The organism is Micromonospora antibiotica, assembly GCF_017599305.1.
Taxonomy (GTDB): domain Bacteria; phylum Actinomycetota; class Actinomycetes; order Mycobacteriales; family Micromonosporaceae; genus Micromonospora; species Micromonospora antibiotica.
The window spans coordinates 54,322-80,149 of sequence record NZ_JAGFWR010000007.1; the positions used below are offsets into that span (position 1 = coordinate 54,322).

Here is a 25,828-nt window from a genome sequence, read left to right on the forward strand (position 1 = left end):
CTGCGCTGCGTTCCTCGCGCTCACGGTGCCTGCCTTTCGTTCGCGACTGCGGGACTCCGCTGCGCTGCGTTCCTCGCGCTCACGGTGCCTGCCTTTCGTTCGCGACTGCGGGACTCCGCTGCGCTGCGTTCCTCGCGCTCACGGGCACTACATCCGGAAGACGCCGAAGCCGTCGGCGCCCTTCACCGGTGCGTTGTGGATCGCCGACAGGCAGAGCCCGAGGACGGTACGGGTGTCCCGGGGGTCGATCACCCCGTCGTCGTAGAGCCGGCCGGACAGGAACAGCGCCCCCGACTGCGACTCGATCTGCTGCTCGACCATCATCCGCATCGCCGCGTCGGAGTCCTCGTCGTAGTCCCGGCCCCGGGCGGCGGCGGCCTGCCGGGCGACGATCGACAGCACCCCGGCCAACTGCGCCGGACCCATCACCGCCGACTTCGCGTTCGGCCAGGTGAACAGGAACCTCGGCTCGTACGCCCGGCCGCACATGCCGTAGTTGCCGGCCCCGTACGAGGCGCCCAGGTTGACCGTCAGGTGCGGCACCGTCGAGTTCGCCACCGCGTTGATCATCAGCGCGCCGTGCTTGATGATGCCGCGCTGCTCGTACTCGGTGCCGACCATGTAGCCGGTGGTGTTCTGGAGGAAGACCAGCGGGGTGTCGGCGGCGTTGGCGAGCTGGATGAACTGGGCCGCCTTCTGCGCCTCCGCGCTGAACAGCACCCCCCGGGCGTTCGCCAGCACCCCCACCGGGTAGCCGTGCAGCTCGCCCCAGCCGGTGACCAGCGCGGTGCCGTACGCCGGCTTGAACTCGTCGAACTCGCTGCCGTCGAGGACCCGGGCCAGCACCTCACGCGGGTCGAACGGCACCTTCAGGTCGGCGCTGACGATGCCCAGCAGCTCCTCCGGGTCGTACCTCGGTGGGGTCGGCGTTGGATTGCGCGGCGGTGGCCCCTTCTTGCGCCAGTTGAACCGGCGTACGCACCGCCTGGCCAGCCGGATGCCGTCCCGCTCGTCCTCGGCGAGCTGGTCGGCGAGGCCGGACGTGCCGGCGTGCATCGCCGCGCCGCCGAGCGACTCGTCGTCGGTGACCTCGCCGGTGGCCATCTTCACCAGCGGCGGCCCGGCCAGGTAGACCTGCGACCGGTCCCGGATCATGATCACGTGGTCGGACATCCCCGGCACGTACGCGCCACCGGCGGTGGCGTTGCCGAAGACCACGCTGACCGTGGGGATCCCGGCGGCGGAGAGCCGGGTCAGGTCGCGGAACACCCGACCGCCCGGAATGAAGATCTCCGCCTGGGTGGGCAGGTCCGCCCCGGCGCTCTCCACCAGGTTGACCATCGGCAGCCGGTTCGCCAGGGCGATCTCGCCGGCCCGTCGGGTCTTCGCCAGCGACCACGGGTTCACCGCGCCGCCGCGTACCGTCGGATCGTTGGCGACGATCAGACACTCGACGCCCTCGACCACGCCGATGCCGGTGACCACGCTCGCCCCGACCGGGAAGTCGCTGCCGTACCCGGCGACCGGCGACAACTCCAGGAACGGGCTGTCCCGGTCCAGCAGCAACTCGATCCGCTCCCGGGGCAGCAGTTTCCCGCGCCGGTGGTGCCGGGCCACGTACTTCTCGCCGCCGCCGGCCCGCGCCTGGTCGAGCGCGGCGTCCAGCTCGGCGAGCCGGTCCCGCAGCGCGTCCCGGTTGGCCACGAAGGCCGGCGCGGCCGGATCGACCGCACTCTCCAGTCTCGTCACAGATCTCCCCCGTTCGTTCGCGGCTGCGGGGCTCGTAGACCCGGCTCACTCCTCGCGCTCACAGGCCCAGGCCTTTCGCGATGATCTCGTTCATGATCTCGGTGGTGCCGCCGCCGATGCCGAGGATGCGGGCGTCCCGGTAGTGCCGCTCCACCTCGGCGTCGCGCAGGTAGCCGAAGCCGCCGTGCAGTTGCAGCGCGGCGTCGACCACCTGGTCGCAGGCGGCCACCGCGACGTTCTTCGCCATCGCCACCTCGGTCACCACCGGCTCGCCGGCCGCCACCCGGGCGGCCACCTGGTGCACGTACGCGCGGGCCGCCTCGGCGCGGGTGTGCATCTCGGCCAGCCGGTGCCGGACCAGTTGCCGGCTGGCCAGCGGACGACCGAACGTGGACCGGTCCCGACACCAGCGGGTCGACAACTCCACGCAGCGCTGCGCCGTCGCGTACGCCTGGGTGGCCAGGGAGAGCCGCTCGGCGGCGAAGCCCTGCATGATCGCCAGGAAGCCGGTGTCCTCCTCGCCGATCCGGTTGGTCACCGGCACCCGGACGTCCACGAAGGACAACTCGGCGGTGTCCGAGCAGTGCCAGCCGAGCTTGTCCAGTTTCCGGCCGACGGTGAACCCGGGGGTGCCCTTGTCGATCACCAGAAGGTGCAGCGACCCGCTGCCGGGGAAGTCGCCGCAGACCGCGGTGGTGACGAAGTCGGCGCGTACCCCGCTGGTCACGTACGTCTTCGATCCGTTCACCAGGTAGTGGTCGCCGTCGCGGCGGGCGGTGGTGCGGATCGCGGCGACGTCGGAGCCGGCGTCCGGTTCGGTGATCGCCAGCGCGCCGATCAGCTCACCCGCCAGCGTCGGCCGGACGTACCTGGTGACCAGCGGGTCGTCGGCGGCGGACGGGCGGGCGGCGAGCCGGCCACCGAGCGTGCCGCCGGTCCGCCCGCCGGCCGCCGCGACGATGTGCGGCAGCGCGATGCCATGCGTGAACAGCGCCGCGACGAGCCCGGACGAGCCGCCGGAGCGGATGATCTCCTCGGTGACCACGATCGAGTCGAGCAGGTCGCCGCCGCTGCCGCCGACCGACTCGGGGAAGCCGACGCCGAGCAGGCCGAGCTTCGCGGCGGTGGCGTGCAGCGCGCGCGGGACCTCACCGGCCCGTTCCCAGTCGGCCAGGTGCGGCAGCACCTCCCGGGTCACGAAGGCCCGGGTCAGCTCCCGTAGCTGCCGCCGCTCCGGGGTGTCCACGATGGTCACCGGTCCGCCTCCCCGGCTGCCGGCGGTCCGGGGGTGCGGGCGGCGGGCAGGTCGACGATGCGGGAGCGGAGCAGTTCGCCGAGCGCCTTGGCCTGCGGGTCGAACCGGGTGGAGGCGGCCACCCCCGGCCCGAGCAGGCCCCGGATCACGAAGTTGACCGCCCGCAGGTTCGGCAGCTCGTACCGCTCGACGGTCGATGCGGCCGTCTCCGGCAGCAGCTCGGCCAGCCGGTCGACGGTCAGCCACCCGCGCAGCCACTCCCAGGTCGCATCGGTACGCGCCCAGACGCCGAGGTTGGCGTCGCCACCCTTGTCACCCGACCGTGCCCCGACCAGCTCACCCAACGGCCCCCGCCGGGTCGGCCCGGCCACCGGGGTCGGGCCCGCCGTGCCGGGCGTCGGCCCCGCCACGGCCGGTGCCACCGTCCGTGGCGGCGGGACCGGCAGCCGGGTGCCGTCGGGTAGGACGGCCACGTGCGGCACGTCGGCCTGCGGCACGGCGTCGGCGGTGAAGACCCCGTACGGGGTGGCGTCGCCGGGCAGGGTGGTCAACGTGCAACCGGGATAGGAGGCCAGGGCCAGCTCCACCGCCGCCGCCGAGAACGCCCGCCCGGCCCGCGCCCGGTCACCGTCACGCAGGTGTACGTGCAGCAGCGCGCTCGCCGTCTCGGTGTCGACCGCGTCGACATGGTCGGTACGGGCCAGCGTGAACTCCAGCCCGTCCGTGCCGACCGCCGCCTCGACCTGCCCCCGGACCAGGGCCGCCTTGGCCGGGATGTCCAACCCGCAGAGCACGAACGTCATCGCGTTGCGGAAGCCGCCCAGGTTGTTGACGCCCACCTTGAGGATGGCCGGCGGTGGGGTGCCCCGGACCCCGTCCACCCGGACCCGGTCCGGCCCGTCCGGGTGCAGCCGTACCGTGTCCAGCCGGGTCACCACGTCCGGGCCGAGGTAGTCGGGGCCGCCCACCTCGTACAACAGTTGGGCGGTGACCGTCTCGACGGTGACCGCGCCGCCGGTGCCGGGGTGCTTGGTGAGCACCGACGAGCCGTCCGGGTGGATCTCGGCGATCGGGAAGCCGGGCCGGTGACCGCCGTCGGGCAGCTCGGTGAAGAAGCTGAAGTTGCCCCCGGTGACCTGCGCCCCGCACTCGATCAGGTGCCCGGCGACGGTCGCCCCGGCCAGTGCGTCCAGGTCGTCCCGCCCCCAGCCGAACCGGGCGATGGCCGGCCCGACCGCCAGCGACGCGTCGGTGACCCGCCCGGTGACGACCACGTCCGCCCCGGCGTCGAGGCAGGCGGCGATGCCGAACGCGCCGAGGTAGGCGTTGGCGGTGAGCGCGTCCGGCCGGGCCAGGGCGTCGCCCTCGACGTGGGCGACCCGGACGGTGAGGCCGAGCCGGTCGGCGAGCACGCCGATCGCGGCGGCCAGCCCGGCCGGGTTCAGCCCGCCCGCGTTGGTGACGATCCGCACCCCCCGGTCGAGGGCGGTACCGAGACACCCTTCGAGCTGGCGCAGGAACGTCCTGGCATAGCCGAGGTCGGGGTCGCGCAGCCGGTCCCGGCCGAGGATCAGCATGGTCAGCTCGGCCAGGTAGTCGCCGGTCAGCACGTCCAGCTCACCGCCGTCGAGCATCTCCCGCCAGGCGGTGGACCGGTCGCCGTAGAAGCCGGAGGCGTTGCCGACCCGCAGCACCCCGGTCACCGGAGGACCGTCCCGACTGCGCCCGCGCGTGGTGCGCGGTCTGCCCCCGGCGGGCCGGCGCGGACCTGCGCCACGTCCAGCCACGCGGCGGCGAGCACGGTACGGCCGCTGCGGTCGGGCAGTACGTCCGATGGGTCCGGCGCGGCGACGAGCTGGTCGGACCCGTCGGTCAGGTCGACGAGCAGTGCGGTCGGGTCGACCATGGTGCCTCCGGTCGGGTGGGCCGGTGAATGGGGTCAGGCCGGGTCGTCGTGGCCCGGTGCTGCTGCTCCGGGGGCGAGCAGGGTGGCGAGCTGGTGTTTCCAGGTGTGCAGCAGGGCGGTGCGCCGGGCCGAGTCGTCGTTGAGCAGGTTGGCCACGCCGAGCCCGCGCAGCAGGTCGAGGGTGGCCTGTACGGCCTCGCGGACGCCGGGGCGGCGCTCGTCCACGTCGAGCAGTGCGACGGTGAGCCGGTGCATCTCCCGGCCCACCCGGGCCTCCAACGGCACCAGCGCGCCGCGCAGCTCCGGGTCGGTGCGGGCGGCCACCCACAGCTCCAGCGCGGCGACGAAGAGCGGCCCGGTGAACGCGACGCCGAGCAGGTCGATCACCCGGTCGAGCCGCTGCGGCCCGACCGGCAGCGCCTCGGCCTCGACGCGCAACTCCTCGGCGCGGCGCTCGGCGAGGTGGGCGACGGCGGCGGTGACCAGGGCCGCCTTGGTGGGGTAGTGGTGCAGTTGGGCGCCCCGGGACACACCGGCGTGGGCGGCGACCACGGTCGTGGTGGTGCCCGACCAGCCGTACCGCACCAGGCAGTCGACCGTCGCCTCCAGCAGCCGGGCCTGGGTGGCGCGGCTGCGTTCCTGCTGCGGGACGCGGGTCGACGGGGTGGACACGGGAACAGCGTGCCGTCGTCGAAACAAACAGTCAAGCCTGACTTTTTTAGGCTCCCGTGGTGACCCCGGCCGGTGCCGCCGGTCCGGTCCGGTGCCGTTCCGGTGCCGGTCGCCGGTCAGCGGCCGTCGCGCGGGGCGAAGGCGGTGAGCGCGTCGAGGTCGCTGTGCCGGGAGCGCAGGTACTCGTCCGCCCAGGCGGCGGCGTCCGGATAGCCCGACCCGGCGGCGACCCGGGCACAGGCCGCGTCCACGTCGAATCCCGTACGGCGCAGCTGCACCCCCGGACCGAGCAGCGCCCAGTACGCCCCCGGCCCGCCGTACGGCATGCCCACGCTGCCCGGATTGACCACCAGGCGGCGGTCGACCAGCCGGGTGAACGGCATGTGGGTGTGCCCGCAGACCACGGTGCGCACCTCCGGGGGCAATCCGGCGAACACCTCGGCCCAGCGGGCCGGCCGGGAGTCGACGAGCACCACCTCCTCGTCGTCGCGGGGCGTGGCGTGGCAGAAGAGGACCGGACCGAGGCCGGCGACCGGGAGGGTGAGCGTCAGCGGCAGCGCGGCCAGCAGGTCCACCTGGTCGGCCCGGAGCTGTTCGGCCGCCCAGTTCGAGACGTCGTGCTCCGACGGTCGGCCGGCGCGGGCCTGCACCAGCTCCCGGTCGGCGTTGCCGCGTACCCAGCGGACCCGGGCACCCAGCCCGGCGAGCAGGTCCAGCACCTCGACCGGCTGTGGGCCGGCCGCCACGTCACCGGTCACCACGACCAGGTCGGCGGCGGCCACCTCCGGCTCGGCCAGCACCGCCTCCAGCGCGGGCAACGCGCCGTGGACGTCGGAGAGCACCGCTACGCGTTCCAGCACCGGTCCAGGGTCGCGCCCGGCGGAGCGGGTTGTCGAGGGATTCTGCGCCGGGCAGAGCGGGCCATCGCCGACCGGTCGACCGGGGCGGGTGGAACCGGGCCGGAATGCCGACGAGCCAGGGCCGCCGGCGGGGGCGGTCCTGGCTCGGACGGTGAGGCGGTGCCGGTCAGACCCGGGCGCGGCGGGCGAGACGCTCCGGGTCGAGGATGATGATGCTCTTGCCGTCCAGCCGCAGCCAGCCCCGCGAGGCGAAGTCGGCGAGCGCCTTGTTGACCGTCTCGCGGGAGGCGCCGACGAGCTGGGCGATCTCCTCCTGGGTCAGGTCGTGGGTCACCCGCAGCACGCCGCCGTCGCGGGTGCCGAACCGGCCGGCCATCTGGAGCAGGTTCTTGGCGACCCGGCCCGGCACGTCGGTGAAGATCAGGTCGGCCAGCGAGTCGTTCGTCCGGCGCAGCCTACGGGCCAGCACCCGCAGCAGCTGCTCGGCGATCTCGGGCCGGTTGTTCAGCCAGGGCCGCAGCGCCTGCTTGCGCAGCCGGACCAGCCGGGTGTCGGTGACCGCCGTGGCGGTGGCCGTACGCGGACCGGGGTCGAAGAGCGACAGCTCGCCGACCATGTCCGACGGGCCCATCACCGCGATCAGGTTCTGCCGGCCGTCCGCTGCCCGACGCCCGACCTTGATCTTGCCTGACAGGAGGATGTAGAGACTGTCGCCGGGCTCGCCCTCGTTGAACACGATCTCGCCCTTGCGGACGTCGATCGTCTCCATCTCCTTGGCGAGCGCCTCGGCAGCCTCCGGGTCGACACCCTGGAAGATCCCGCTGCGGGCCAGTACCTCGTCCATCGCGCACCTCCGGTTGCGCGTTGCCGTCCCTCGGCCGGGTCCGCCGTCCGCTGATCCCTCGCGCGCCGCCAAGTCTAGGCGCACGTGAGGACGAATCAGAGCTGCACCCCGGGAAACTTGATCGTTGGGCGTAACCCCGCCGACCCGATCGGCCACTACGATCAGCCGCCCACACCACCTGCTCACCGGCAGTTGTCGCCGCTGGTCGTAGGGTGTCCCGGTGCTTGGCGACCCGGTGTTGACCGACCGCTTCGAGGACGGATGGGACATACCGCTCCTGGTGTGGCGGGCCGGCTCACCGCTGCGGGCGGTCAGCTCCGGCCCGCTCGGTGGTGGGGTCGGCGTACGCCACTGGGTGGTCAACGCGACCGTGCCGATGTCGTACCACCGGGACGACCCGGCGGCCCACCTGGCTGAGCTCGCCGACCGGCTCGGCCTCGACGGGCCCGGGATCGGCCTGCTCACCGGAGTGGACGTCGCCGAGGTGGTGACCCGGACCGACACCGGCGTCCGCGCCTGGGTCACCGTCGGCCTCGGCACCCCCCTCTGGGCCGCCGCCCCCGCCCAGCCCGCTACCCCCGAGCAGGGCACTGCTCCCGAGCAGGGCGTCGCCTCCGGCCAGGGCACTGCCCCCGGGCATGGCGGGGCCCCGGCGCAGCGGGTGGGGACGGTCAACGTCGTCGTGTACGTGCCGGTGGCGCTCGGCGACGCCGCACTGGTGAACGCCGTCGCCACCGCCACCGAGGCGAAGTGCCAGGCGATCGGGGAACTCGGCCTACCGGGCACCGGCACCCCCACCGACGCGGTCACCGTGCTCTGCCCGCCGGCCGGCCGGGCGGAGCCCTACGGCGGCCCCCGGTCGACCTGGGGCGCCCCGTTGGCCCGGGTCGTCCACGCGGCGGTCCGCGACGGCGGGGCGGTGCCCTGCGTCCCGTGGTCGCAGCGGCGGTCGTGCTGAACTTCCGTCCGATCGGCCGTCGTCGGTCGATTACCCACCCGGTAGCGTCGCGGGCGATGTACTCTGCCGCCTTCTCCCAGTCCCGTCCCCGCCGCCGCGCCGCGTACGCCACCGGCGCGCTGCTCGCCGTGCTCCTCGCCGGCTGCGCCCAGCACGACACCCCGGACCCGGTCTGGCGTCCGGGCGGTGGCGGTGGTGCCAGCGGCTCCCCGGTACCGACCACCACCGGGGCGGCCGGCAAGGACGAGTCGGTGACCCTTTCGGCAACCGGGGACATCGTGATGGGGATGGCCCCGTCCCGGCTGCCCGCCAACGGCGGCAAGGGCTTCTTCGACGAGGTCAAGGGTGCGCTCAAGGCCGACCTGGTGATGGGCAACCTGGAGGAGCCGCTCACCACCGATACCGGCACCGGCAAGTGCGGCGCGAACGCCAGCAACTGCTACCAGTTCCGCGTCCCCCCGGAGTACGCCTCCCATCTCAAGGACGCCGGGTTCCAGCTGCTCAACCAGGCCAACAACCACGGCTACGACTTCGGCCCGCAGGGCTACGAGAACACCCAGCAGGCACTGGAGAAGCACGGCCTGAAGCACACCGGGGCGCCGGACCAGATCACCGTGGTCGAGGTCGGCGGGGTGAAGGTCGCGGTGGCCGGCTTCTCGTCGTACCCGTGGTCCAACAGCCTGGTCGACATCGACGCCGCCAAAGGGGTCGTCGAGAAGGCCGCCACCATGGCCGACCTGGTCGTGGTGCAGGTGCACATGGGTGGCGAGGGGTCGGACAAGACCCGGGTCCGGCCCGGCACCGAGATGTTCCTCGGCGAGAACCGGGGTGACCCGGTGAAGTTCTCCCACGCCATGATCGACGCCGGGGCCGACCTGATCGTCGGGCACGGTCCGCACGTGCTGCGCGGGATGGAGTTCTACCAGGGCCGGCTGATCGCGTACAGCCTGGGCAACTTCGCCGGGGGTGCCCGGTCGCTCAACCCGACCGGCCGGCTCGGCTGGGGCGGAGTGCTGAAGGTCTCCCTCAAGCCCGACGGCAGCTTCGCCGGTGGCTCGTTCACCTCCACCCGGATGAGTTCCGTGGGCAAGCCGGGGATGGACTCCGCCGACCAGGGGCTCGGGCTGGTCAAGCAGCTCAGCGGCAACGACTTCCCGCGTACCGGGGCGCGGTTCGACGGCAAGGGGAAGATCAGCCCGCCCGACGCCGGCTGACCCGGGGGCGTGCTCCGGCGGCCCGTCGGGGCGGCGACGTAGGCTGGCCGGCGTGACCATCAGCTCTCCCGGCCGGGTCGAGACGGAACTCGGCCGTACCCGGCGTGCCCGGCGGATCGGCCGGGCGCTGACCGAGGCGCACCCGGACGCCCACTGCGAACTCGACCACTCCACCGCGTTGGAGCTGGCCGTCGCCACGATCCTCTCCGCCCAGTGCACCGACAAGAAGGTCAACGAGGTCACCCCGAAGCTGTTCGCCCGCTATTCGACGGCGGCCGACTACGCCGGGGCGGACCGGGGCGAGCTGGAGGAGCTGATCCGGCCGACCGGGTTCTACCGCAACAAGACCGACTCGTTGATCAAGCTGGGCCAGGCCCTGACCGAGCGGTACGACGGCCGGGTCCCCGGCCGGCTGGCCGACCTGGTGACGCTGCCCGGGATCGGCCGCAAGACGGCCAACGTCATCCTCGGCAACGCCTTCGACGTCCCGGGGATCACCGTCGACACCCACTTCCAGCGGCTGGTGCAGCGCTGGGGGCTGACCATCCAGACCGACCCCGTCAAGATCGAACACGAGATCGGGGCGATCTACCCCAAGCGGGAGTGGACCATGCTCTCGCACCGGATCATCTTCCACGGCCGGCGGGTCTGCCACGCCCGCAAGCCGGCCTGCGGGGCGTGCACCCTGAGCCGGCTCTGCCCGTCGTACGGGCTCGGGCCGACCGAGCCGGCCGCCGCCGCCAAGCTGCTCAAGGGCCCCCGCGCCCGGGAGCTCGCGGTCGCCGCCGGGGTAGACCCGGAGCTGGTGCCGGCACAGGCCGTCGTCGCGGAGGCACCGTGAAACGCCGGTTCGCCGCACTGCTCGTCCCGCCGCTGCTGGTCCTCGCCGGCTGCACCGCCGCCGCCGAGCCGACTGGCTCCGCCACCGGCCCCGACCGGGCCCCGCGCCCGTCGCCGTTCGCCGACTGCGCCACCCTGACCGCCCCGCCGGTCCCTGGCACCGCCGCCCCCACCGGGTCCGCCGGTGCCGGCGATGGCAGCGGTACGGCCGGCAGCCCGGCTCCGGCCGACGGTGGCGGCAGCCTCCTGCCCGAGCTGACGCTCTCCTGCTTCACCGGTGGGTCCCCGGTGGCGTTGCGCGACATCCACGGCCCGGCCGTGATCAACGTGTGGGCCTCCTGGTGCCCGCCCTGCCGCCAGGAGCTGCCCGCCTTCCAACGGCTCAGCGTCCGCGCCGCCGGCCAGCTCCAGGTGATCGGGGTGAACAGCCGGGACAGCCGGGACGGCGCGCAGGCCATCGGTGAGGACTTCGGCATCCGGTTCCCGGTGCTCTTCGACCAGGGCGAGGCGTTGCAACGGGAGCTGCGTCGCACGGCCGTACCGCTCACCCTGCTGGTCGACGCGCAGGGGCGGATCCGGCACACCGACAACTCCGGCGCGCTCGACGACACCCGCCTCGCCGACCTGGTCCGCCGGCACCTCGGTCTGGCGGTGCCCGCGTGAGGCCGACCCCCGGTGCCCGTGTGAGGCCGACCCCCGGTGCCCGTGTGAGGCCGACCCCCGGTGCCCGTGTGAGGCCGACCCCCGGTGCCGGGCCGACCCGGTGAATCCCCGTCCGCCGTCCTGGTTCGACCCGCTGCTGGACCGGCTCGGCACCGCCCGCGCCGAGGACTTCACCCGACTGACCACCCCCGAGGAGGGCGGCCGGGAGAGCGCGGTGCTGGTGCTGCTCGGTGAACAGCCCGGCGTCGGCCCCGACGTGCTGGTCCTCCAACGGGCCGCCACGCTGCGCAACCACGCCGGCCAACCGGCCTTCCCCGGCGGCGCGGCCGACCCGGAGGACGCCGACGCGCGGGCCACCGCGCTGCGCGAGGCCAACGAGGAGGTCGACCTCGACCCGGCCAGCGTGACCGTCCTCGCCGAGCTGCCGAAGCTCTGGATCCCGGTCAGCGACTTCGTGGTCACCCCGGTGCTGGCCTGGTGGCACAGCCCGCACCCGGTGCACCCCCGGGAGCCGGCCGAGGTGGCGCACGTCGCCCGGCTGCCCGTCGCCGAGCTGGTCGACCCGGCCAACCGGCTGCGGGTCCGCCACTCCAGCGGCTGGATCGGCCCGGCGTTCTCCGTCCGGGGGATGCTGGTCTGGGGTTTCACCGCCGGAGTGCTGGCCGCCCTGCTGGAGATGGGCGGTTGGGCCCGCCCGTGGCCCTGGTCGCGGGTGGTCGAACTACCGCCGACCGGGGCCACCCCGGCCCCCTCCGCCGGCACCGACGAGGCGGACGAACTGGCCGGCCCGCTGACCTGACCGTCACGTTCCGCATCCACAGCGCCGCACGGGTGTCCGGTGCACGTACCCTTGACCGGTGTCGGCCGTGGATCTCGTTCTGCTCCTGCTCATGCTGGTGTTCGCGATCAGCGGATACCGTCAGGGCTTCGTCATCGGGGCGTTGTCGTTCTCCGGGTTCTTCCTGGGTGCGCTCATCGGTCTCCAGCTCGGGCCGTTGCTGGCCCGACAGTTCGTCGACAGCGGGACACGGGTGCTGGTCTCCCTGGTCGCGGTGTTCGGGCTCGCCGTGCTCGGCCAGGCGCTGGCCGGTTGGCTCGGCTCCCACCTGCGACGCACGATCACCAACGACACCGCCAGGCGGGCCGATGACATCGGGGGCGCGTTCGTCTCGATCCTCGCGGTGATGCTGGTGGCCTGGCTGGTCGCGGTCCCGCTGGGCTCCTCGTCGCTGCCCTGGTTGGCCGCCTCGGTCAAGAACAGCGCGCTGCTGACCGTGGTGGACCGGGTCCTGCCCGACCAGGCCCAGGAGTTGTCCACCGCGCTGCGGGACACCGTCGACACCAACGGGTTCCCCGACGTGTTCAACGGGCTGGGCCGTACCTCGGCGCGGCAGGTCGCCCCACCGGACCCGGCGCTGGCCGGTTCCCAGGTGGTGGCGAACAGCCAGCGGGCGGTGGTGAAGGTGCTGGGTTCCGCGCCGAGCTGCTCACGCCGGATCGAGGGTTCCGGCTTCGTCTACGCCGACGACCGGGTGATGACCAACGCGCACGTGGTGGCCGGCACCCGTACCGTCGCGGTCGAACTGCGCGGCGAGCGGTACGACGGTGAGGTCGTCGTCTACGACCCGGACCGCGACCTGGCCGTGCTGTACGTGCCGGGGCTGCCCGGTCCGTCCCTGCGCTTCGCCGCCGGGCAGGCCGGCAGCGGCGCGGACGCGATCGTGCTGGGTTTCCCCCTCGACGGCCCGTACGACGCCCGGCCGGCCCGGATCCGGGACGTGGACCGGATCGAGGGCCCGGACATCTACAACGCCAGCAAGGTGAACCGGGAGATCTACACGATCCGGGCGCTGGTGCGCAGCGGGAACTCCGGCGGCCCGCTGGTCTCCTCCAACGGCCTGGTGCTCGGGGTGATCTTCGCGGCGGCGGCGGACGACCCGAACACCGGTTTCGCGGTCACCGCCGAGGAGGCCCGACCGGTGGCGCTGGCCGGCGCGGAGCGTACCCGTGGGGTGGCCACCGGCGACTGCACCTGAGCCCGCCGACGCCTCCCGACCGGCCGGGACCGGGGTGAGCCGGCGGTCGGGCGGGACCCGGGGTCAGCCGGCGGCCGGAGCGTGGGCGGGCGGGGTGTCCCCGCCCGCCGGGGCGCGGCCGGGCAGCTTGGCCCGGCCCCAGGTCAGCGAACGGTCGAGGACCGCCCGCGCCATGATCACCACACAGGTGCCGCCGTTGACGAAGGACGCCACCACGTCGCTCGGGTGGTGCATGCCCCGGTACATCCGGGTCACCGCAACCCCGACCGGCACCAGCACCAGCAGGGTCCACCAGGTGACCTTGCCGGCGGTGCTCCTGGCCCGCAGCGCCAGCAGCAGCGCGATACCGACATAGAGAGCGACCGACGCCGAGGTGTGGCCGGACGGGAAGCTCGACGTCGGCGGGGAGACGTCCATGTGTTCCACCGCCGGGCGCTGCCGGTCGATGGCCATCGTGGTGAGCAGGAAGACCAGCGCCTGGGCGGTCACCGCCGCGCACAGGAACAGCGGCTCCCGCCAGCGGTGCAGCACCAGCCGGAGCACCAGCGCCACCAGCACGGTGACCACGACGATCAGTTGGGTGCTGGCCAGCGTGCTGAACACCAGCGAGACGTTGTTCCACCCGCCGGTGCGGTCGGCGGCCAACTCCCGGTTGACCGTGTCCTCCACGGTGAACGGCCAGACGTCGTCGAGGACCCGGGTCACCAGCAGCCCGAGCAGGACCATGAAGGCGAGCAGCAGGGTCACCGGAAGAAGGACCCGCTTGGCGACCTGCGCAGCGATGGCGGACATGGCCGCCCAGTACCCCCGCCGGTGACCCGCTACGCGTACGGGCCCGGTCGATCGGCCACTTCCGGCGACACCCCGTCCACGGTGGCCCGGGTGGCCGGCAGTCCGGCCTGCTCCCGCCAGGTGCGCAACGCCGCCGTGGTGGCCGCCACCACCGCCACCCCCAGCAGGCAGCCGCCGAGCACGTCGCTGGCCCAGTGCACGCCCAGCGCCACCCGACTCAGCCCGGTCACCCCGACCAGCAGCACGGCGGCCGTCCAGAGCAGCACCCGGGCCACCGGGCGGCCCCGGGTGAACGGCAGGAACACCAGCAGCAGCACCCCCGCCGCGAGGGTCGCGTTCAGCGCGTGCCCGGACGGGAAGGAGAACCCGGCGGCGCGGGCCACCGGGTCGAGCAGTTCCGGTCGGTCCCGGCCGACGAGCAGCTTCAACAGCGCACCGAGCGCCCCGCCGACGGCCATCGTGGTGACCACCCAGAGCGCCAGCCGGCGGGCTCCGCGACGCCACGACCACACCACCACGACCAGCGCGGCCACCCGCAGCGGCCCCGGCGACGCCAGGTGCGTCCACGCCTTCATCGCCCGCACCCACACCGGATGGTCGGCGGCGAACCGGTGCAGGGCGTCGGTGACCGCGGCGTCCAGGTCGTGCAGCGGCGACCAGGCCCCCACCACCAGCACCGCCAGCAACGCGAACGGCACCAGCAGCAGGAACGCCGCCGCCGACGCCAGGGTCAACCGCAACCCGAGCGAGTGGTCCCGGTCCAGGCGGCGGTCCCGCCAGGACCGTTCCGACGAGGATACGGAGGTACGCGGACCGGAGGAACTCATGCGCCCTGCTCTACCCACCCGCACCCGATCTCAGGCCCGGTTCACCGGCCCCACAACCGGAACCGGCGCACCATCAACGCCACCCCGGTGACCAGGGCGACCGCCACGGCGACCCCCGTCCACAACCGGCGGGGGGCGGCGTCGTCGGCACCACCGGCCGGCTGGGCCGTCCACCGGGTCTGCTGGCGGGGTGCGGCGAAGCCGAGCGGGTCGCTACCGGTGCCGCCGGCCCGGGTGTCGTCGGCGGAACCGGGGGCCGGGCCGAACCCGACCACCCCGGGGGAGTCGTTGTCGTCCAACGGGTTGCGGTAGATCAGCGGCACGTCGGCGGTGAGCGCGGCCACCGGGTCGACCAGGCCGTACCCGAAGCGGTCGTCCCGGCCGGTCGGACCGATGTCCTTCGCGGTGCTCAGCAGGCGGTTCACCACATCCCCGGCGGACATCTGCGGGTAGCGGGCGCGGACCAGGGCGGCGGTCGCCGTCACCAGCGGCGCGGCGAAGCTGGTGCCCTGCACCCCCCAGTAGTTGCTCGGCGGGCGGGCCCCGACCAGGCCGGTCGCCGGAGCGGCCAGCGTGGTGGCATGGCCGGTGATCGAACCGGACCAGAGGTTCTCACTGTCGCGTTCCAGACCGGCCACCGCGATCACCCCCGGCTCCCGGGCCGGATACCAGACCTTCGAGGTGGTGGAGGTGGCGACGTTGCCGGTGCAGGCCACCACCACCACGTCCCGGGCGAACGCGTAGTCCAGCGCGGCGGCCAGGGCCGGGCTGTCGCCGCTGCCACCCAGGGACAGGTTGATCACGCGGGCGCCGTTGTCGACCGCCCAGCGCACCCCCTTGGCGACGATCATCGCGTCGTCGTAGCGGTTCTCGTCGTCGAGCACCCGCACCGGCAGGATCCGGGCGTCCGGCGCGAGCCCGACCACGCCCCGCCGGTCGTCGCCGCGCCCGGCGATCAGGCTGGCCACCGTGGTGCCGTGCCCCACCGGGTCCGGCTCGTCGCCGCCGGCGGGGGAGACCAGGTCCATGCCGGGCAGCACCTGGCCGACCAGGTCGGGGTGGCCACCGTCCACCCCGGAATCGATCACCGCGACCGTCACGCCGCGCCCGGTCGAGGTACGCCAGGCGGTGGCCGCGTTCAGCTCGTCGAGCTGGAACTGGTCGTCGCGGACCCGGTCGGCACGGGCCTGCACCGGGGCGAAGTCGGGCTCGGCCAGCGGGGTGCCGGTGCGCGCCCCGGCCAGCGCGGCCGGACGGCCGGCCACCGTGGAGACCGACGACGCGGCCGGCATGGAGGCGGGGACCGCGGCGGCAGCCGGGGGTGGGGCCGTGCCCAACACGGTGACGGTGGTCGCCGCGACACCGAGCAGCGCCCGCCCGGCGAACCGGTGCAGCGCCGTCGGGGAGCCCTGCCCAACCCTGGTCACATCGTCAGCCATTCATCACGGGACACCTGCTGCACGGAGATTACCGGTTCTCCCCGCCGACACGGCACGTTCCGGCACACCCGGATCACGGTGGCGGCAGATGGGCCAGCTGCACGAGGCGTACGCCCTCGCGTCGGGTGACCAGCCGGCCACGCCCCGCCGGCAACGGACCCGGCCGGACCGCACCCACCAACTGCCCCTCGTCGGGGCTGCCGCTCATCACCAGCCCGGCGGTGGACAACTCGCGCAGGCGCTGCACGATCGGCTCGTACTGGGACCGGCCGGCGCCACCGCAGCGGCGGGCCAGCACCAGGTGCAGGCCGACGTCACGGGCCTGGGGCAGATGCTCCTCCAACGCCCGCAGCGGGTTCGCCGGACCGCTGGCCACCAGGTCGTAGTCGTCGACCAGGATGAACAGCTCCGGGCCGGACCACCAGGAACGGTCCCGCAACTGCGCCGGGGTGACCTCCGGGCCGGGCAGTCGACCCTGCATGTAACCGGCGACCGACTCGATCAACTCAGCGGTGTGCGCCGCCGCCGTCCCGTACCCGATCAGGTGGTCGGTCTCGACGGTGCCGAGCAGGCTGCGCCGGTAGTCGACCAGGATCACCCGGGCCTGCTCCGGGGTGAACCGGTCGATGATCGAGGTGGCCAGCGCCCGCAGGAACGACGACTTGCCGCACTCGGCGTCGCCGAAGACCACGAAGTGCGGCTCGGTGGCGAAGTCGAGCAGCACCGGGCGCAGATCCGCCTCGGCGATCCCGACCGGGAACGCCAGGCCGGTGCCGGCACCCGTGTCCAACTCGGCGTACGGCAGCACCGGGGGAAGCAACCGCACCCGGGGGGCGACCGGGCCCGACCAGGCACCGGCGACCGCCTTCACCAGATCCCCGGTGTCCCCGCCGGTGAGCTGCGGCAGGGCCGTGAGCAGGTGCAGGCTCTGCGCGGTGATCCCCCGGCCCGCCTGCTCCGGCACCCCGGCCGCCGCCGCCCGCTTCACCACCGAGTCCGACGGGTCGCCCAGACGCAGCTCCACCCGGGAACCGAACAGGTCCCGGATGCCGGGCCGGAAGTCCAGCCAACGCACGGCGCTCGCCACCACGTGCACCCCGTAGGACAGGCCCCGGGTGGCCAGGTCGGTGATCAGGGGTTCCAGGTCGTCGTACTCGCCGCGCAGGGTGGCCCAGCCGTCCACGACGAGGAACACGTCACCGAACGGGTCGACGGTGGGCTGACCGGCGACGGTGAGTGCCCGGCGGCGGTCACGCCACGCCGCCATCGACTGCACCCCGAGCTCGGCGAAGCGGCGTTCCCGCTCGGCGAGCAGGGTGGCGATCTCCCCGACGGTACGCCGGACCACCGTCGGGTCGGCCCGGCCGGCGACCCCGCCCACGTGCGGTAGCTCCCGCAGCGCGGTCAACCCGCCGCCACCGAAGTCCAGGCAGTAGACCTGCACCTCGGTCGGGGTGTGGGTGAGCGCCAGCGCGCAGATCAACGTCCGCACCGCGTGCGACTTGCCGCTCTGCGGTGCCCCGACCACGGCCACGTGCCCGGCCGGCCCGCCCAGCGCCAACCACAGCAGGTCACGTCGCTGCTCGTACGGCTTGTCGACGATCGCCACCGGCACCTGGAGGCCACCGTGCAGCTCCGGGTTGGCGAAGCCCAGGCCACGCTGCGGGTCGACGGTGGGCGGACCGAGCAACTCGTCCAGGGTGGGCGCGTGCTCCAGCGGCGGCAGCCACACCTGGTGGGCCGGCGGACCCTGCCCGGCCAACCGGCCGACCAGCGTGTCGAGCAGGGTCTCGGCGGCCTCCCCGACGGCCGGCAGGGCCACCGGGGCGACCGGTTCCGGCACCGGGACGAGGTGGGTGGAGAAGGCGAGCAGCCGGGCCGCCCCGCCCGCCCCGCCGCCGCCCGCCCCGCTGCGCCGCCGGACCGGCCCGGAGACGTACGCGGCCCGGAACCGGACCAGCGGGTCGGTGCCGGCGCGCAGGTAGCCGTGCCCGGGGGAGCGGGGCAGCTCGTGGGCGTCCGGCACCCCGAGCACCGTGCGGGACTCCAACGCCGAGAAGGTCCGCAACCCGATCCGGTACGACAGGTGGGTGTCCAACCCGCGTAGCCGCCCCTCCTCCAGCCGCTGGCTGGCCAGCAGCAGGTGCACGCCGAGTGACCGGCCGAGCCGGCCGATCTGCACGAACAGGTCGATGAAGTCGGGCTTGGCCGACAGCAGCTCGGAGAACTCGTCGCAGACCAGCAGCAGTGACGGCAGCGGGGCGAGCGGCGCACCGGCCGCCCGCGCCCGCTCGTAGTCGCGCAGGCTGGCGAAGTTGCCGGCCCGGCGCAGCAGCTCCTGGCGGCGCATCAGCTCGCCGTTGATGGCGTCCACCATCCGGTCGACCAGCGGTAACGCGTCGACCAGGTTGGTGATCACGGCGGCGGTGTGCGGCAGCCGGTCGAAGGAGGCGAAGGTGGCTCCGCCCTTGAAGTCGACAAGCACGAAGTTGAGCTGCTCCGAGCTGTGCGTGGCGGCCAACGCCAGCACCAGGGTACGCAGCAGCTCCGACTTGCCGGAGCCGGTCGCGCCGATCAGCAACCCGTGCGGGCCCATCCCGTCCTGCGCGGACTCCTTGAGGTCCAGCTCGACCGCGCCGCCGTCCACGCCGACGCCGATCGGCACCCGCAGCCGGTCGCGGGGTGAGCGGGGCAGCCAACCCTGGTCGGCGGTGAACCCCTCCGGATCGCCGAGCCCGAGCAGCTCGGGAAGGTCGAGTTCGGCACCGGGGGTGGCCTCGGTGCCCCGGCTGACGGCGGCGAGCCGCAGCGGGGCGAGCCGGCGGGCGACCGCCTCCGCGTCGGCGACGTCCAGCCGGTCGGCGTGGCCCACCTCGGCGTGCCCCTCGGCCGACCAGGAGTGCAGCCGGCCGGCCCGGACCTCCAGCAGCAGGGCGAACCGGTCCAGCAGGCGCGGCGGCGGGGTGTCCAGGTCGAGCACGGTGACCGCGTCGATGCCGCCGTCGCCGGTCAGTTCGGTGGCGTCGGTCAGGTCGCCGCCGTCGAGGAGCACCACCACGTGCGGGCCGTCGGTGGCCGGCCCGGCCGGGCTGAACCGGGACCGGCTGGCCAGCACCTCGCCGAGGAGCCGTTCCAGCTCGACGGCGGAGCTGGCGACCAGCCGGACCGGGCCCAGCGCGTCGACCCTGCTCGGGTGGTGGGCGTGCGGCAGCCACTTGACCCACTCCCAGTGCCGCCGCCGTTCCGGGCCGGCGCAGACCGCGACGAGCAACTCGTCGGGGGCGTGGAAGACGGCGAGCTGGGTGAGCATCGCGCGGGCCAACGCCTGCGCGTCGGGCGACCCCGTGCCGCCGCTCTCCGCCGCCCCGCCGGTGCCGTCGGACCGCCCACCCCGGACGAAGACCCGGGCGAAGCTGCGTAGCGACAGCGCCACCGGCAGGTCCGGCACCACCGAGTACGCGTCGAGGAAGCGCCGCAGCGCCCCGGCGGTCATCGGCTCCAACTCCTCCAGGGGGCGGGTGACCGGCGGGACCAGCGGGGTGGCCAGCGTCTGCGGCCCGACGGCGATCCGGACCACACCGAAGTCCGGGTCGGCGGGGCGGCGTTCCCAGACCCGGTGGCTGTCCACCGTCGACCAGAGCCGACCCGGGTCCGGGTGCCGGTAGTACAGCCCGGCCCGCTGCTGCCGGGCGGTCTGCCGGACCCGTCGCCGCAGCCCGGTCAGGTGCCGCAGGTACTCCCGGCGGGCGGCCATCATCTCCGACTTCCTCGGCGTGCCGGAGGCACTGCCCCAGGAGGTCATCAGCATCGCCACCGAGGAGAGCCCGAACATGCCGCCCACCATGTACGAGTAGGCGCCACCGCCGCGACCGAACATCATCGCCATCGCCACCGTGCCACCCAGCATCGGCAGCACCATCAGCGCCTGCTGCCAGCGTCCGCCGGTGACCACGGGGATCTCCGGCGGGCCCTCCACGGGCAGCTCGCCGACCGGGATCTCCGGCGCGGGCCGGCGCGGTGGCCGCTTGATGACGACAGTGGACAAAAGGCACCTCCCTGTGGCGCTCGGTAACCCGAACCTGGCTCATCGTAGGTAAAGTGCGCGTCGTCCGTCAGCCACCGCTCCCGATCGATATGGAGTCCAGTCGATGACAACCGGGCTGGCCAGGGTCACCATCAGCGCCCCCGGGCGCCGCGTCGACGTGGCCCTGCCGGAGCAGGTGCCCCTGGCCGAACTGCTCCCCGAGGTGCTGCGGCACGCCGGCGAGGGGTTGGCCGACGACGGCGAGCGGCACGGCGGCTGGGTGCTGCGACGCACCGACGGCGCGGTGCTGGTGACCGCGCAGCCGCTGCTGCCGCAGGGGGTGCGCGACGGCGAGGTGCTGCACCTGGTGCCCGCCCACGACCAGTGGCCCGAGCTGGAGTACGACGACGTGGTCGAGGCCATCGCCGACGGCGCCCGCCGCCGGGGGGCCGCCTGGTCGGCGGCGACCACCCGGGCCGCCGTACTGGCCGGGGCGGGGGTGCCGCTGGCCGTGGGGCTGCTCGCCGTCCTGGCCGCCGGGCCGGGGCAACCCGCCGGCTGGCCCGCCGCGGGCGCGGTGGCGCTGCTGCTCACCCTCGCCGCCACGATCGCCTCCCGGGCGTACGGCGACGGCCCGACCGGGGCCACCCTCGGCGGCTACGCCCTGCCGTACGCCGCGACGGCGGGTGCCCTCGCGGTCAGCTCCGGGGACCCGGTCGGGTCGGTGCAGCCACTGCCCTGGCTCGGCGCACCCGAACTCCTCGCCGGTGCGGTGGCGCTGCTGCTGGCCGCCGTCCTGGGCCTGCTCGGCGTCGCCACCCGGCTGCGGGTCTTCGTGGCCGGCGCGACCGTCGGCGCGGTGGGTACGCTCGCCGGCCTGGGTGGGCTGCTGCTCACCTCGGCCGCCACCGCCGCCGTACTGCTCTGCGTGCTGGTCTTCGCCCTCGGGGTGCTGCCGTTGGCGGCGATCCGGCTGGGCAAGGTGCCGCTGCCGCCGATCACCCTGCCGGACGCCCCGACGGGCGGCCCGGACGGGGTGCGGGACCTGCCGGACCGGGCCCGGGTGTACGCGGCGGTGGCCCGCAGCGAGGAGATGCTGACCGGGATGCTGCTCGGGCACGCCGCCCTGGTCGTCGCGACCGTGTCGGTGCTCGCCGTCACCGGCGGCGTCGCCGGGCGGGTGCTGGTGGCGGTCGGGGCGGCGGTGCTGCTGCTGCGGTCCCGGCTGTTCGTGGCGGTCCGGCACCGGGTGCCCCCGGTGGTCGCCGGGCTGGCCGGGTTCGTGGTGCTCGGCGCGGTGCTCGCCGGCCGTTCCGGTGCCCTCGGGCTGCTGGCGTTGAGCGGGGGAGGGCTGTTCGTCGCCCTGCTCGCCGTCGCCGCCGGTACGACGTACGCCCGGCGACCGGTCTCGCCGTACCTCGGTCGGGTGGCTGACCTGACGGACACCGCACTGGTGGTGTCGGTGGTGCCGGTGGCCTGCGCGGTGCTGGACCTCTACGACACCGCCCGGGGCCTGCTGGGCTGAGCCCGACCGCCCGCCCGGTCACGCCGCAGGCCCGGACCACCGGGGTCCGGGCCTGCGGTGGAGCTGGTGGGTCAGTGGGCGGTGCCGCCCTGCGCCTCGGCGTCGCGGGCCCGCTGGTAGGACGCCAACACCTCGGCCTCGGCCTCGACCCGGCCGACCCAGGTGGCACCCTCGACCGACTTGCCCGGTTCGAGGTCCTTGTAGACCTCGAAGAAGTGCTGGATCTCCAGCCGGTCGAACTCGCCCAGGTGGTGGATGTCGCGCAGGTGCTCCTGGCGGGGGTCCTCGTAGGGCACGCAGAGGACCTTGTCGTCGCCGCCCTTCTCGTCGGTCATCCGGAACATGCCGATGGTGCGGCAGCGGATCAGGCAGCCCGGGAAGGTCGGCTCGGGGACCAGCACCAGCGCGTCCAGCGGGTCGCCGTCCTCGCCGAGGGTGCCCTCGATGAAGCCGTAGTCGGCCGGGTACTGGGTCGACGTGAACAGGGTGCGGTCCAGCCGGATCCGGCCGGTCGCGTGGTCCACCTCGTACTTGTTTCGGTGACCCTTCGGGATCTCAACCGTGACGTCGAAATCCATCTCCCACGCTCCCTCGTCTGCCCACGCTGGCTGAACGGAACCACTGACGCCCCCGGTACGGATGAATGGCCACCCGTCGGCTCCGGACGCCGCATAGTCTTCGGACCGAAGTAGTGTCACCCAGGCGAGTTCGGCGGCGGGAGGAGGGGGTCGTGGGGAGGGAAGATTCACACTACCGCCCGGAGGGGGTTGACGGCCGGGGTTCGGGGCGACCCGTGACCGGCGGGGCCACCGGCCGGGTGTCGGTGCCCGACGCGAACGTCCCACGCCGCCCGGAGTCGACCCCCGAGTCACCGTCGGCCGCTGGTCGGGTCGCCGACCAGCCGCCCCCGCCGGCCTGGCGTCCCCCGGCCACGGCCGCCGCCGGTCGCGCGTCCGTCGGCTCCGCCCCGGCAGCCCCGCCCTCCGGCTCCGCGCAGGTCCCGCCGCCGTCCGGCTCCGCCCCGGCAGCCCCGCACTCCGGCACCGCCCCGGTCGCGCCGCACGCGGGTAGCGCCCCGGTCGCGCCGCACTCCGGGTCCGCGCAGGTCGCGCCGCAGTCCGGCACCGCGCAGGTCGCGCCGCACTTCGGGTCCGCGCAGGTCGCGCCGCACCATGGTGCGGCGTCGGTCTCCCCCGGGGGCGGGATGCCGTCGCCGCCCGTCCATTCGTCGTCACCTGCCCAGCCGGGGTCGACTGGTCATCCCTCGCCTGCCCACCCGTCGTCGGCCGCCCAGCCGGGGCCGGCGTCGCGTCCCGTACCCCCCGGTTCCACGCCGGTCACCGGCCCACCGGGGGCGGCCGGTGGGCCGCCGCGTCGCCGTCGGCGGTGGGTGCCGGTGCTGCTGGTCCTCGTGCTGCTGGTCGGCCTCGCCGGGGCGGCGGCGGTGCTCCGGCCCGGTCCGGTCGCCGGCTGGCTGGGCGCGGACCCCACCCCGTCGCCCTCCGCGCGTCCCCCCGAGCCCGACCCGTCCCCGGTGCTCGCCGGCCCCGACGCCGCCGCCCCGGTGCCGACCCCCGCCGGGGTACGCGCCGCGGTCGAGCCGCTGACCGGTGCCGCCGCCCTGGGTAGCCGGGTGAACGTGTCGGTGGCCGACGTGGTCAGCGGCGAATCGCTGTACGCCAGGGGCGGCGACGACGGCACCGTCCCCGCCTCGGTCACCAAGCTCGCGACCGGGGTGACCGTGTTGAAGGCGCGGGGCCCCGGCTACCGGATCGCGACCCGTGCGCTCGCCGGGGCGAACCCGGGCGAGGTGGTGCTGGTCGGTGGGGGCGACCCGACCCTGGCCGTCGACAAATCCGGCTTCTATCCCGGTGCCGCCCGGCTCGACACCCTCGCCGCCCAGGTCAAGCAGGCCCTCGGCGGCACCGCCCCGACCCGGGTGGTGGTCGACTCGACCCTCTTCCCCGGCCCGGTCCACGGTCCCGGCTGGGACGCGGACATCCCGACCGGCGGCTTCGGCGCGTCGATCACCGCGCTGATGACCGACGGCGCGCGCCAGGACCCGGCGGGGGCGCGGAAGAACTTCGCCGACAGCCACGGTGCGGCCACCCGGTACGCCGAGCCCGACCTGGCCGCCGGCCGCTCCTTCGCCCGGCTGCTCGGCCTGCCGGAGACCGGGGTGGTCCGGGGCACCGCCCCGGCGGCCGGCGGCGCGACGGAGGGTGGTGCACCCGCGCCCGGCACCGAACTGGGCAAGGTCGAGTCGCTGCCCATGATCCGGCTGGTCGACATCATGATCACCGACAGCGACAACGTGATCGCCGAGGCGCTGGCCCGCCAGGTCGCCCTGGCCCGCAACCAGCAGGCGTCCTTCGCCGGCGGCGCGGCGGCGATGGACGAGGTGATCGGCGAGCTGGGCCTGCCGGCCGACGAGATCAGCCTCGCCGACGCCAGCGGACTGTCCCGGAACAACCGGATCAGCCCCTCGCTGCTCACCGACCTGATCGGGTTGGCCGGCAACGGCACCCATCCGGAGCTGACCGCCATCTTCGGTGGCCTCCCGGTGGCCGCCTGGTCGGGCACCCTCGGCACCCGGTACGAGTCGACGTCCACCGCCGCCGGGGCCGGCGTGGTCCGGGCCAAGACCGGCACCCTGACCGGGGTGCACGCCATCGCCGGCCTGGTGACCACCCGCGACGGCCGGCTGCTCACCTTCGCCGTGCTCACCGACCAGGCGCCGGGCGGCGATCCGGAGGTGACCCGGGCGGCACTGGACCGGATCGCCGGTGCACTGGCCGGCTGCGGCTGCCGCTGAGCAGCCCTGCCGTCCGTCGCCGGGTGGGCGGGGTCTCGCCCGCTGCCGTCCGGCGGGTCGCGCCCGGGTCGTGCCCGGTCGGCCGTGGGGCAGCCCGTCGTGCGGAACCGGCCGGGGTGTCGCGGCGCGGGTACGGTGGGTGGCATGGCGCAGTTCGTGGACTGGGATCTGGCCGCCGCCACCGCGGGGGCGCTGAGCAAGTCGGGCCCCCGCGTGTCGTACGCGGAGGCCACCGAGGTGGTCGGCGATCTACGCCGGCTCACCGACGAGGCGGCCGGGCACGTCGCCGACTACACGGGGCTGCGCCCGCAGGTGGGTCATCCGCCGGTGCGGGTGGTGGACCGGCGGGACTGGGCGGCCACCAACATCGCCGGCCTGCGGGAGGTGATCACCCCACTGGTCAGCCGGCTCTCCGGCGACAAGCCGCCAGGCGTACTGACCGAGGCAGTCGGCTCCCGGCTCACCGGGGTGCAGGCGGGCACCGTGCTGGCGTACCTCTCCGGCCGGGTGCTCGGCCAGTACGAGGTCTTCTCCGCCGACCCGGGGCAGCTGCTGCTGGTCGCGCCGAACATCGTCGAGGTGGAGCGCAAGCTCGGTGCCGACCCGCGCGACTTCCGGCTCTGGGTGTGCCTGCACGAGGTCACCCACCGCACCCAGTTCACCGCCGTGCCGTGGATGCGGGCGTACTTCCTCGGTGAGGTGCAGGCGTTCGTGGACGCCTCGCAGGGCACCGAACACCTGGTCGAGCGCCTGCGCCGGGGGGTGTCCACCCTCTCCGACGCGGTACGCGACCCGGACAGCCGCACCAGCGTGCTGGACATCGTGCAGACCCCGGCGCAGCGGGCGGTGCTGGACCGGCTGACCGCGCTGATGACCCTGCTGGAGGGGCACGCCGAGTTCGTGATGGACGGCGTCGGCCCGCAGGTCATCCCCAGCGTGGAGCGGATCCGGGCGGGGTTCAACCGCCGCCGGGAGGCGGGCAACCCGCTGGAGAAGGCGATCCGCCGGCTGCTCGGCGTGGACGTCAAGATGCGCCAGTACGCCGAGGGGCGCAAGTTCGTGCACGGCGTGGTCGAGCAGGTGGGCATGGCCGGCTTCAACAAGATCTTCGGTTCGCCGCTGACCCTGCCCCGGCTGGACGAGCTGGGTGACCCGGCCGCCTGGGTGGCCCGGGTACACGGCCCGGCCGGCGCCACCCCGACCGCCGGCTGACCCGGTGGCCGGTCGGCCCAGCTCTGTCGGCCCGTTGGCCGGGGACAGCGCTGTCGGCCCGGTGGTCGGGCCCGGCTCCGTCGACCCGTTGGCCTGGGACAGCTCCGTCGACCCGGTGGTCGGGGACAGCTCTGTCGGCCCGGTGGTCGGGCCCGGCTCTGTCGGCCCGGTGGTCGGGGGCAGCGCTGTCGGCCCGG

The 25,828-nt window shown here is 74.4% G+C and carries 21 protein-coding genes; 9 read left to right on the forward strand and 12 right to left on the reverse strand.

Annotation, left to right across the window (positions count from 1 at the left end; all coding sequences use genetic code 11):
- Positions 1-147: 147 nt before the first annotated feature.
- From JQN83_RS14745 to JQN83_RS14775, 7 genes are all read right to left on the reverse strand, one after another.
- Complete coding sequence (locus tag JQN83_RS14745; protein WP_208567716.1) at positions 148-1,749, reverse strand: acyl-CoA carboxylase subunit beta; 1,602 nt, start codon at positions 1,747-1,749, stop codon at positions 148-150.
- Between the two features lie 58 nt (positions 1,750-1,807).
- A complete protein-coding gene (locus JQN83_RS14750) occupies positions 1,808-3,004 on the reverse strand; it encodes an acyl-CoA dehydrogenase family protein (RefSeq protein ID WP_208567717.1) in 1,197 nt (398 codons plus the stop codon).
- Positions 3,001-4,707: an acyclic terpene utilization AtuA family protein gene (locus JQN83_RS14755; RefSeq protein WP_208567718.1), complete on the reverse strand. Its 1,707-nt coding sequence runs from the start codon at positions 4,705-4,707 to the stop codon at positions 3,001-3,003. Before JQN83_RS14755 ends, JQN83_RS14750 begins: the two co-directional genes overlap by 4 nt.
- Positions 4,704-4,910: a hypothetical protein gene (locus JQN83_RS14760; protein ID WP_208567719.1), complete on the reverse strand. Its 207-nt coding sequence runs from the start codon at positions 4,908-4,910 to the stop codon at positions 4,704-4,706. Before JQN83_RS14760 ends, JQN83_RS14755 begins: the two co-directional genes overlap by 4 nt.
- 33 nt (positions 4,911-4,943) lie before the next feature.
- On the reverse strand, positions 4,944-5,582 hold the full coding sequence (locus JQN83_RS14765; RefSeq protein ID WP_208567720.1) for a TetR/AcrR family transcriptional regulator: 639 nt from the start codon (positions 5,580-5,582) through the stop codon (positions 4,944-4,946).
- 116 nt (positions 5,583-5,698) lie between these two features.
- A complete protein-coding gene (locus JQN83_RS14770; RefSeq protein ID WP_208567721.1) occupies positions 5,699-6,442 on the reverse strand; it encodes a metallophosphoesterase family protein in 744 nt (247 codons plus the stop codon).
- A 166-nt stretch (positions 6,443-6,608) separates the two neighbouring features.
- Entirely contained in the window at positions 6,609-7,286 is a 678-nt protein-coding gene (locus tag JQN83_RS14775) for a Crp/Fnr family transcriptional regulator (protein ID WP_067306583.1), read from the reverse strand.
- A 220-nt stretch (positions 7,287-7,506) separates the two neighbouring features.
- Between JQN83_RS14775 and JQN83_RS14780 the strand changes: the two genes are divergently transcribed.
- The 6 genes from JQN83_RS14780 to JQN83_RS14805 all read left to right on the forward strand — a co-directional run bounded on the left by JQN83_RS14780 (position 7,507) and on the right by JQN83_RS14805 (position 12,997).
- The gene (locus JQN83_RS14780; RefSeq protein ID WP_208567722.1) at positions 7,507-8,244 is read left to right on the forward strand and encodes an adenosylcobinamide amidohydrolase; all 738 of its coding nucleotides are present in this window, start codon (positions 7,507-7,509) and stop codon (positions 8,242-8,244) included.
- Positions 8,245-8,300: 56 nt separating this feature from the next.
- Complete coding sequence (locus tag JQN83_RS14785) at positions 8,301-9,458, forward strand: CapA family protein (protein ID WP_208567723.1); 1,158 nt, start codon at positions 8,301-8,303, stop codon at positions 9,456-9,458.
- Between the two features lie 52 nt (positions 9,459-9,510).
- Entirely contained in the window at positions 9,511-10,299 is a 789-nt protein-coding gene (gene nth, locus JQN83_RS14790) for an endonuclease III (RefSeq protein WP_208567724.1), read from the forward strand.
- Positions 10,296-10,961, forward strand: a complete 666-nt coding sequence (locus tag JQN83_RS14795; protein WP_208567725.1) for a TlpA family protein disulfide reductase — start codon at positions 10,296-10,298, stop codon at positions 10,959-10,961. Before nth ends, JQN83_RS14795 begins: the two co-directional genes overlap by 4 nt.
- 100 nt (positions 10,962-11,061) lie before the next feature.
- Positions 11,062-11,760 carry an NUDIX hydrolase gene (locus JQN83_RS14800; protein ID WP_208567726.1) on the forward strand — a complete coding sequence of 233 codons (699 nt, stop codon included), beginning with the start codon at positions 11,062-11,064 and terminating at the stop codon, positions 11,758-11,760.
- 58 nt (positions 11,761-11,818) lie between these two features.
- Entirely contained in the window at positions 11,819-12,997 is a 1,179-nt protein-coding gene (locus tag JQN83_RS14805) for a MarP family serine protease (protein WP_208567727.1), read from the forward strand.
- A 63-nt stretch (positions 12,998-13,060) separates the two neighbouring features.
- On the opposite strand, the gene JQN83_RS14810 is transcribed toward JQN83_RS14805, so the two are convergent.
- The 4 genes from JQN83_RS14810 to eccCa form a co-directional block, all read right to left on the reverse strand.
- The gene (locus tag JQN83_RS14810; RefSeq protein ID WP_208567728.1) at positions 13,061-13,789 is read right to left on the reverse strand and encodes a phosphatase PAP2 family protein; all 729 of its coding nucleotides are present in this window, start codon (positions 13,787-13,789) and stop codon (positions 13,061-13,063) included.
- 29 nt (positions 13,790-13,818) lie between these two features.
- Positions 13,819-14,616: a phosphatase PAP2 family protein gene (locus tag JQN83_RS14815; protein WP_208567729.1), complete on the reverse strand. Its 798-nt coding sequence runs from the start codon at positions 14,614-14,616 to the stop codon at positions 13,819-13,821.
- A 41-nt stretch (positions 14,617-14,657) separates the two neighbouring features.
- Positions 14,658-16,055 carry a type VII secretion-associated serine protease mycosin gene (gene mycP, locus JQN83_RS14820; protein ID WP_208567730.1) on the reverse strand — a complete coding sequence of 466 codons (1,398 nt, stop codon included), beginning with the start codon at positions 16,053-16,055 and terminating at the stop codon, positions 14,658-14,660.
- A gap of 73 nt (positions 16,056-16,128) precedes the next feature.
- Positions 16,129-20,100: a type VII secretion protein EccCa gene (eccCa, locus tag JQN83_RS14825; protein ID WP_208567731.1), complete on the reverse strand. Its 3,972-nt coding sequence runs from the start codon at positions 20,098-20,100 to the stop codon at positions 16,129-16,131.
- Positions 20,101-20,203: 103 nt separating this feature from the next.
- Between eccCa and eccD the strand changes: the two genes are divergently transcribed.
- Positions 20,204-21,604, forward strand: coding sequence for a type VII secretion integral membrane protein EccD (gene eccD / locus JQN83_RS14830; protein ID WP_208567732.1), 1,401 nt, complete (start codon positions 20,204-20,206; stop codon positions 21,602-21,604).
- Positions 21,605-21,675: 71 nt separating this feature from the next.
- On the opposite strand, the gene JQN83_RS14835 is transcribed toward eccD, so the two are convergent.
- Positions 21,676-22,182 (reverse strand): inorganic diphosphatase, encoded by a 507-nt coding sequence (locus JQN83_RS14835; protein WP_204927072.1) that lies wholly within the window; start codon positions 22,180-22,182, stop codon positions 21,676-21,678.
- 626 nt (positions 22,183-22,808) lie between these two features.
- On the opposite strand from JQN83_RS14835, the gene dacB reads away from it, so the two are divergent.
- Complete coding sequence (gene dacB, locus JQN83_RS14840; protein WP_208567921.1) at positions 22,809-24,419, forward strand: D-alanyl-D-alanine carboxypeptidase/D-alanyl-D-alanine endopeptidase; 1,611 nt, start codon at positions 22,809-22,811, stop codon at positions 24,417-24,419.
- Between the two features lie 144 nt (positions 24,420-24,563).
- Positions 24,564-25,631, forward strand: coding sequence for an Rv3626c family coenzyme F420 biosynthesis-associated protein (locus JQN83_RS14845; protein WP_208567733.1), 1,068 nt, complete (start codon positions 24,564-24,566; stop codon positions 25,629-25,631).
- Positions 25,632-25,828 lie beyond the last annotated feature (197 nt).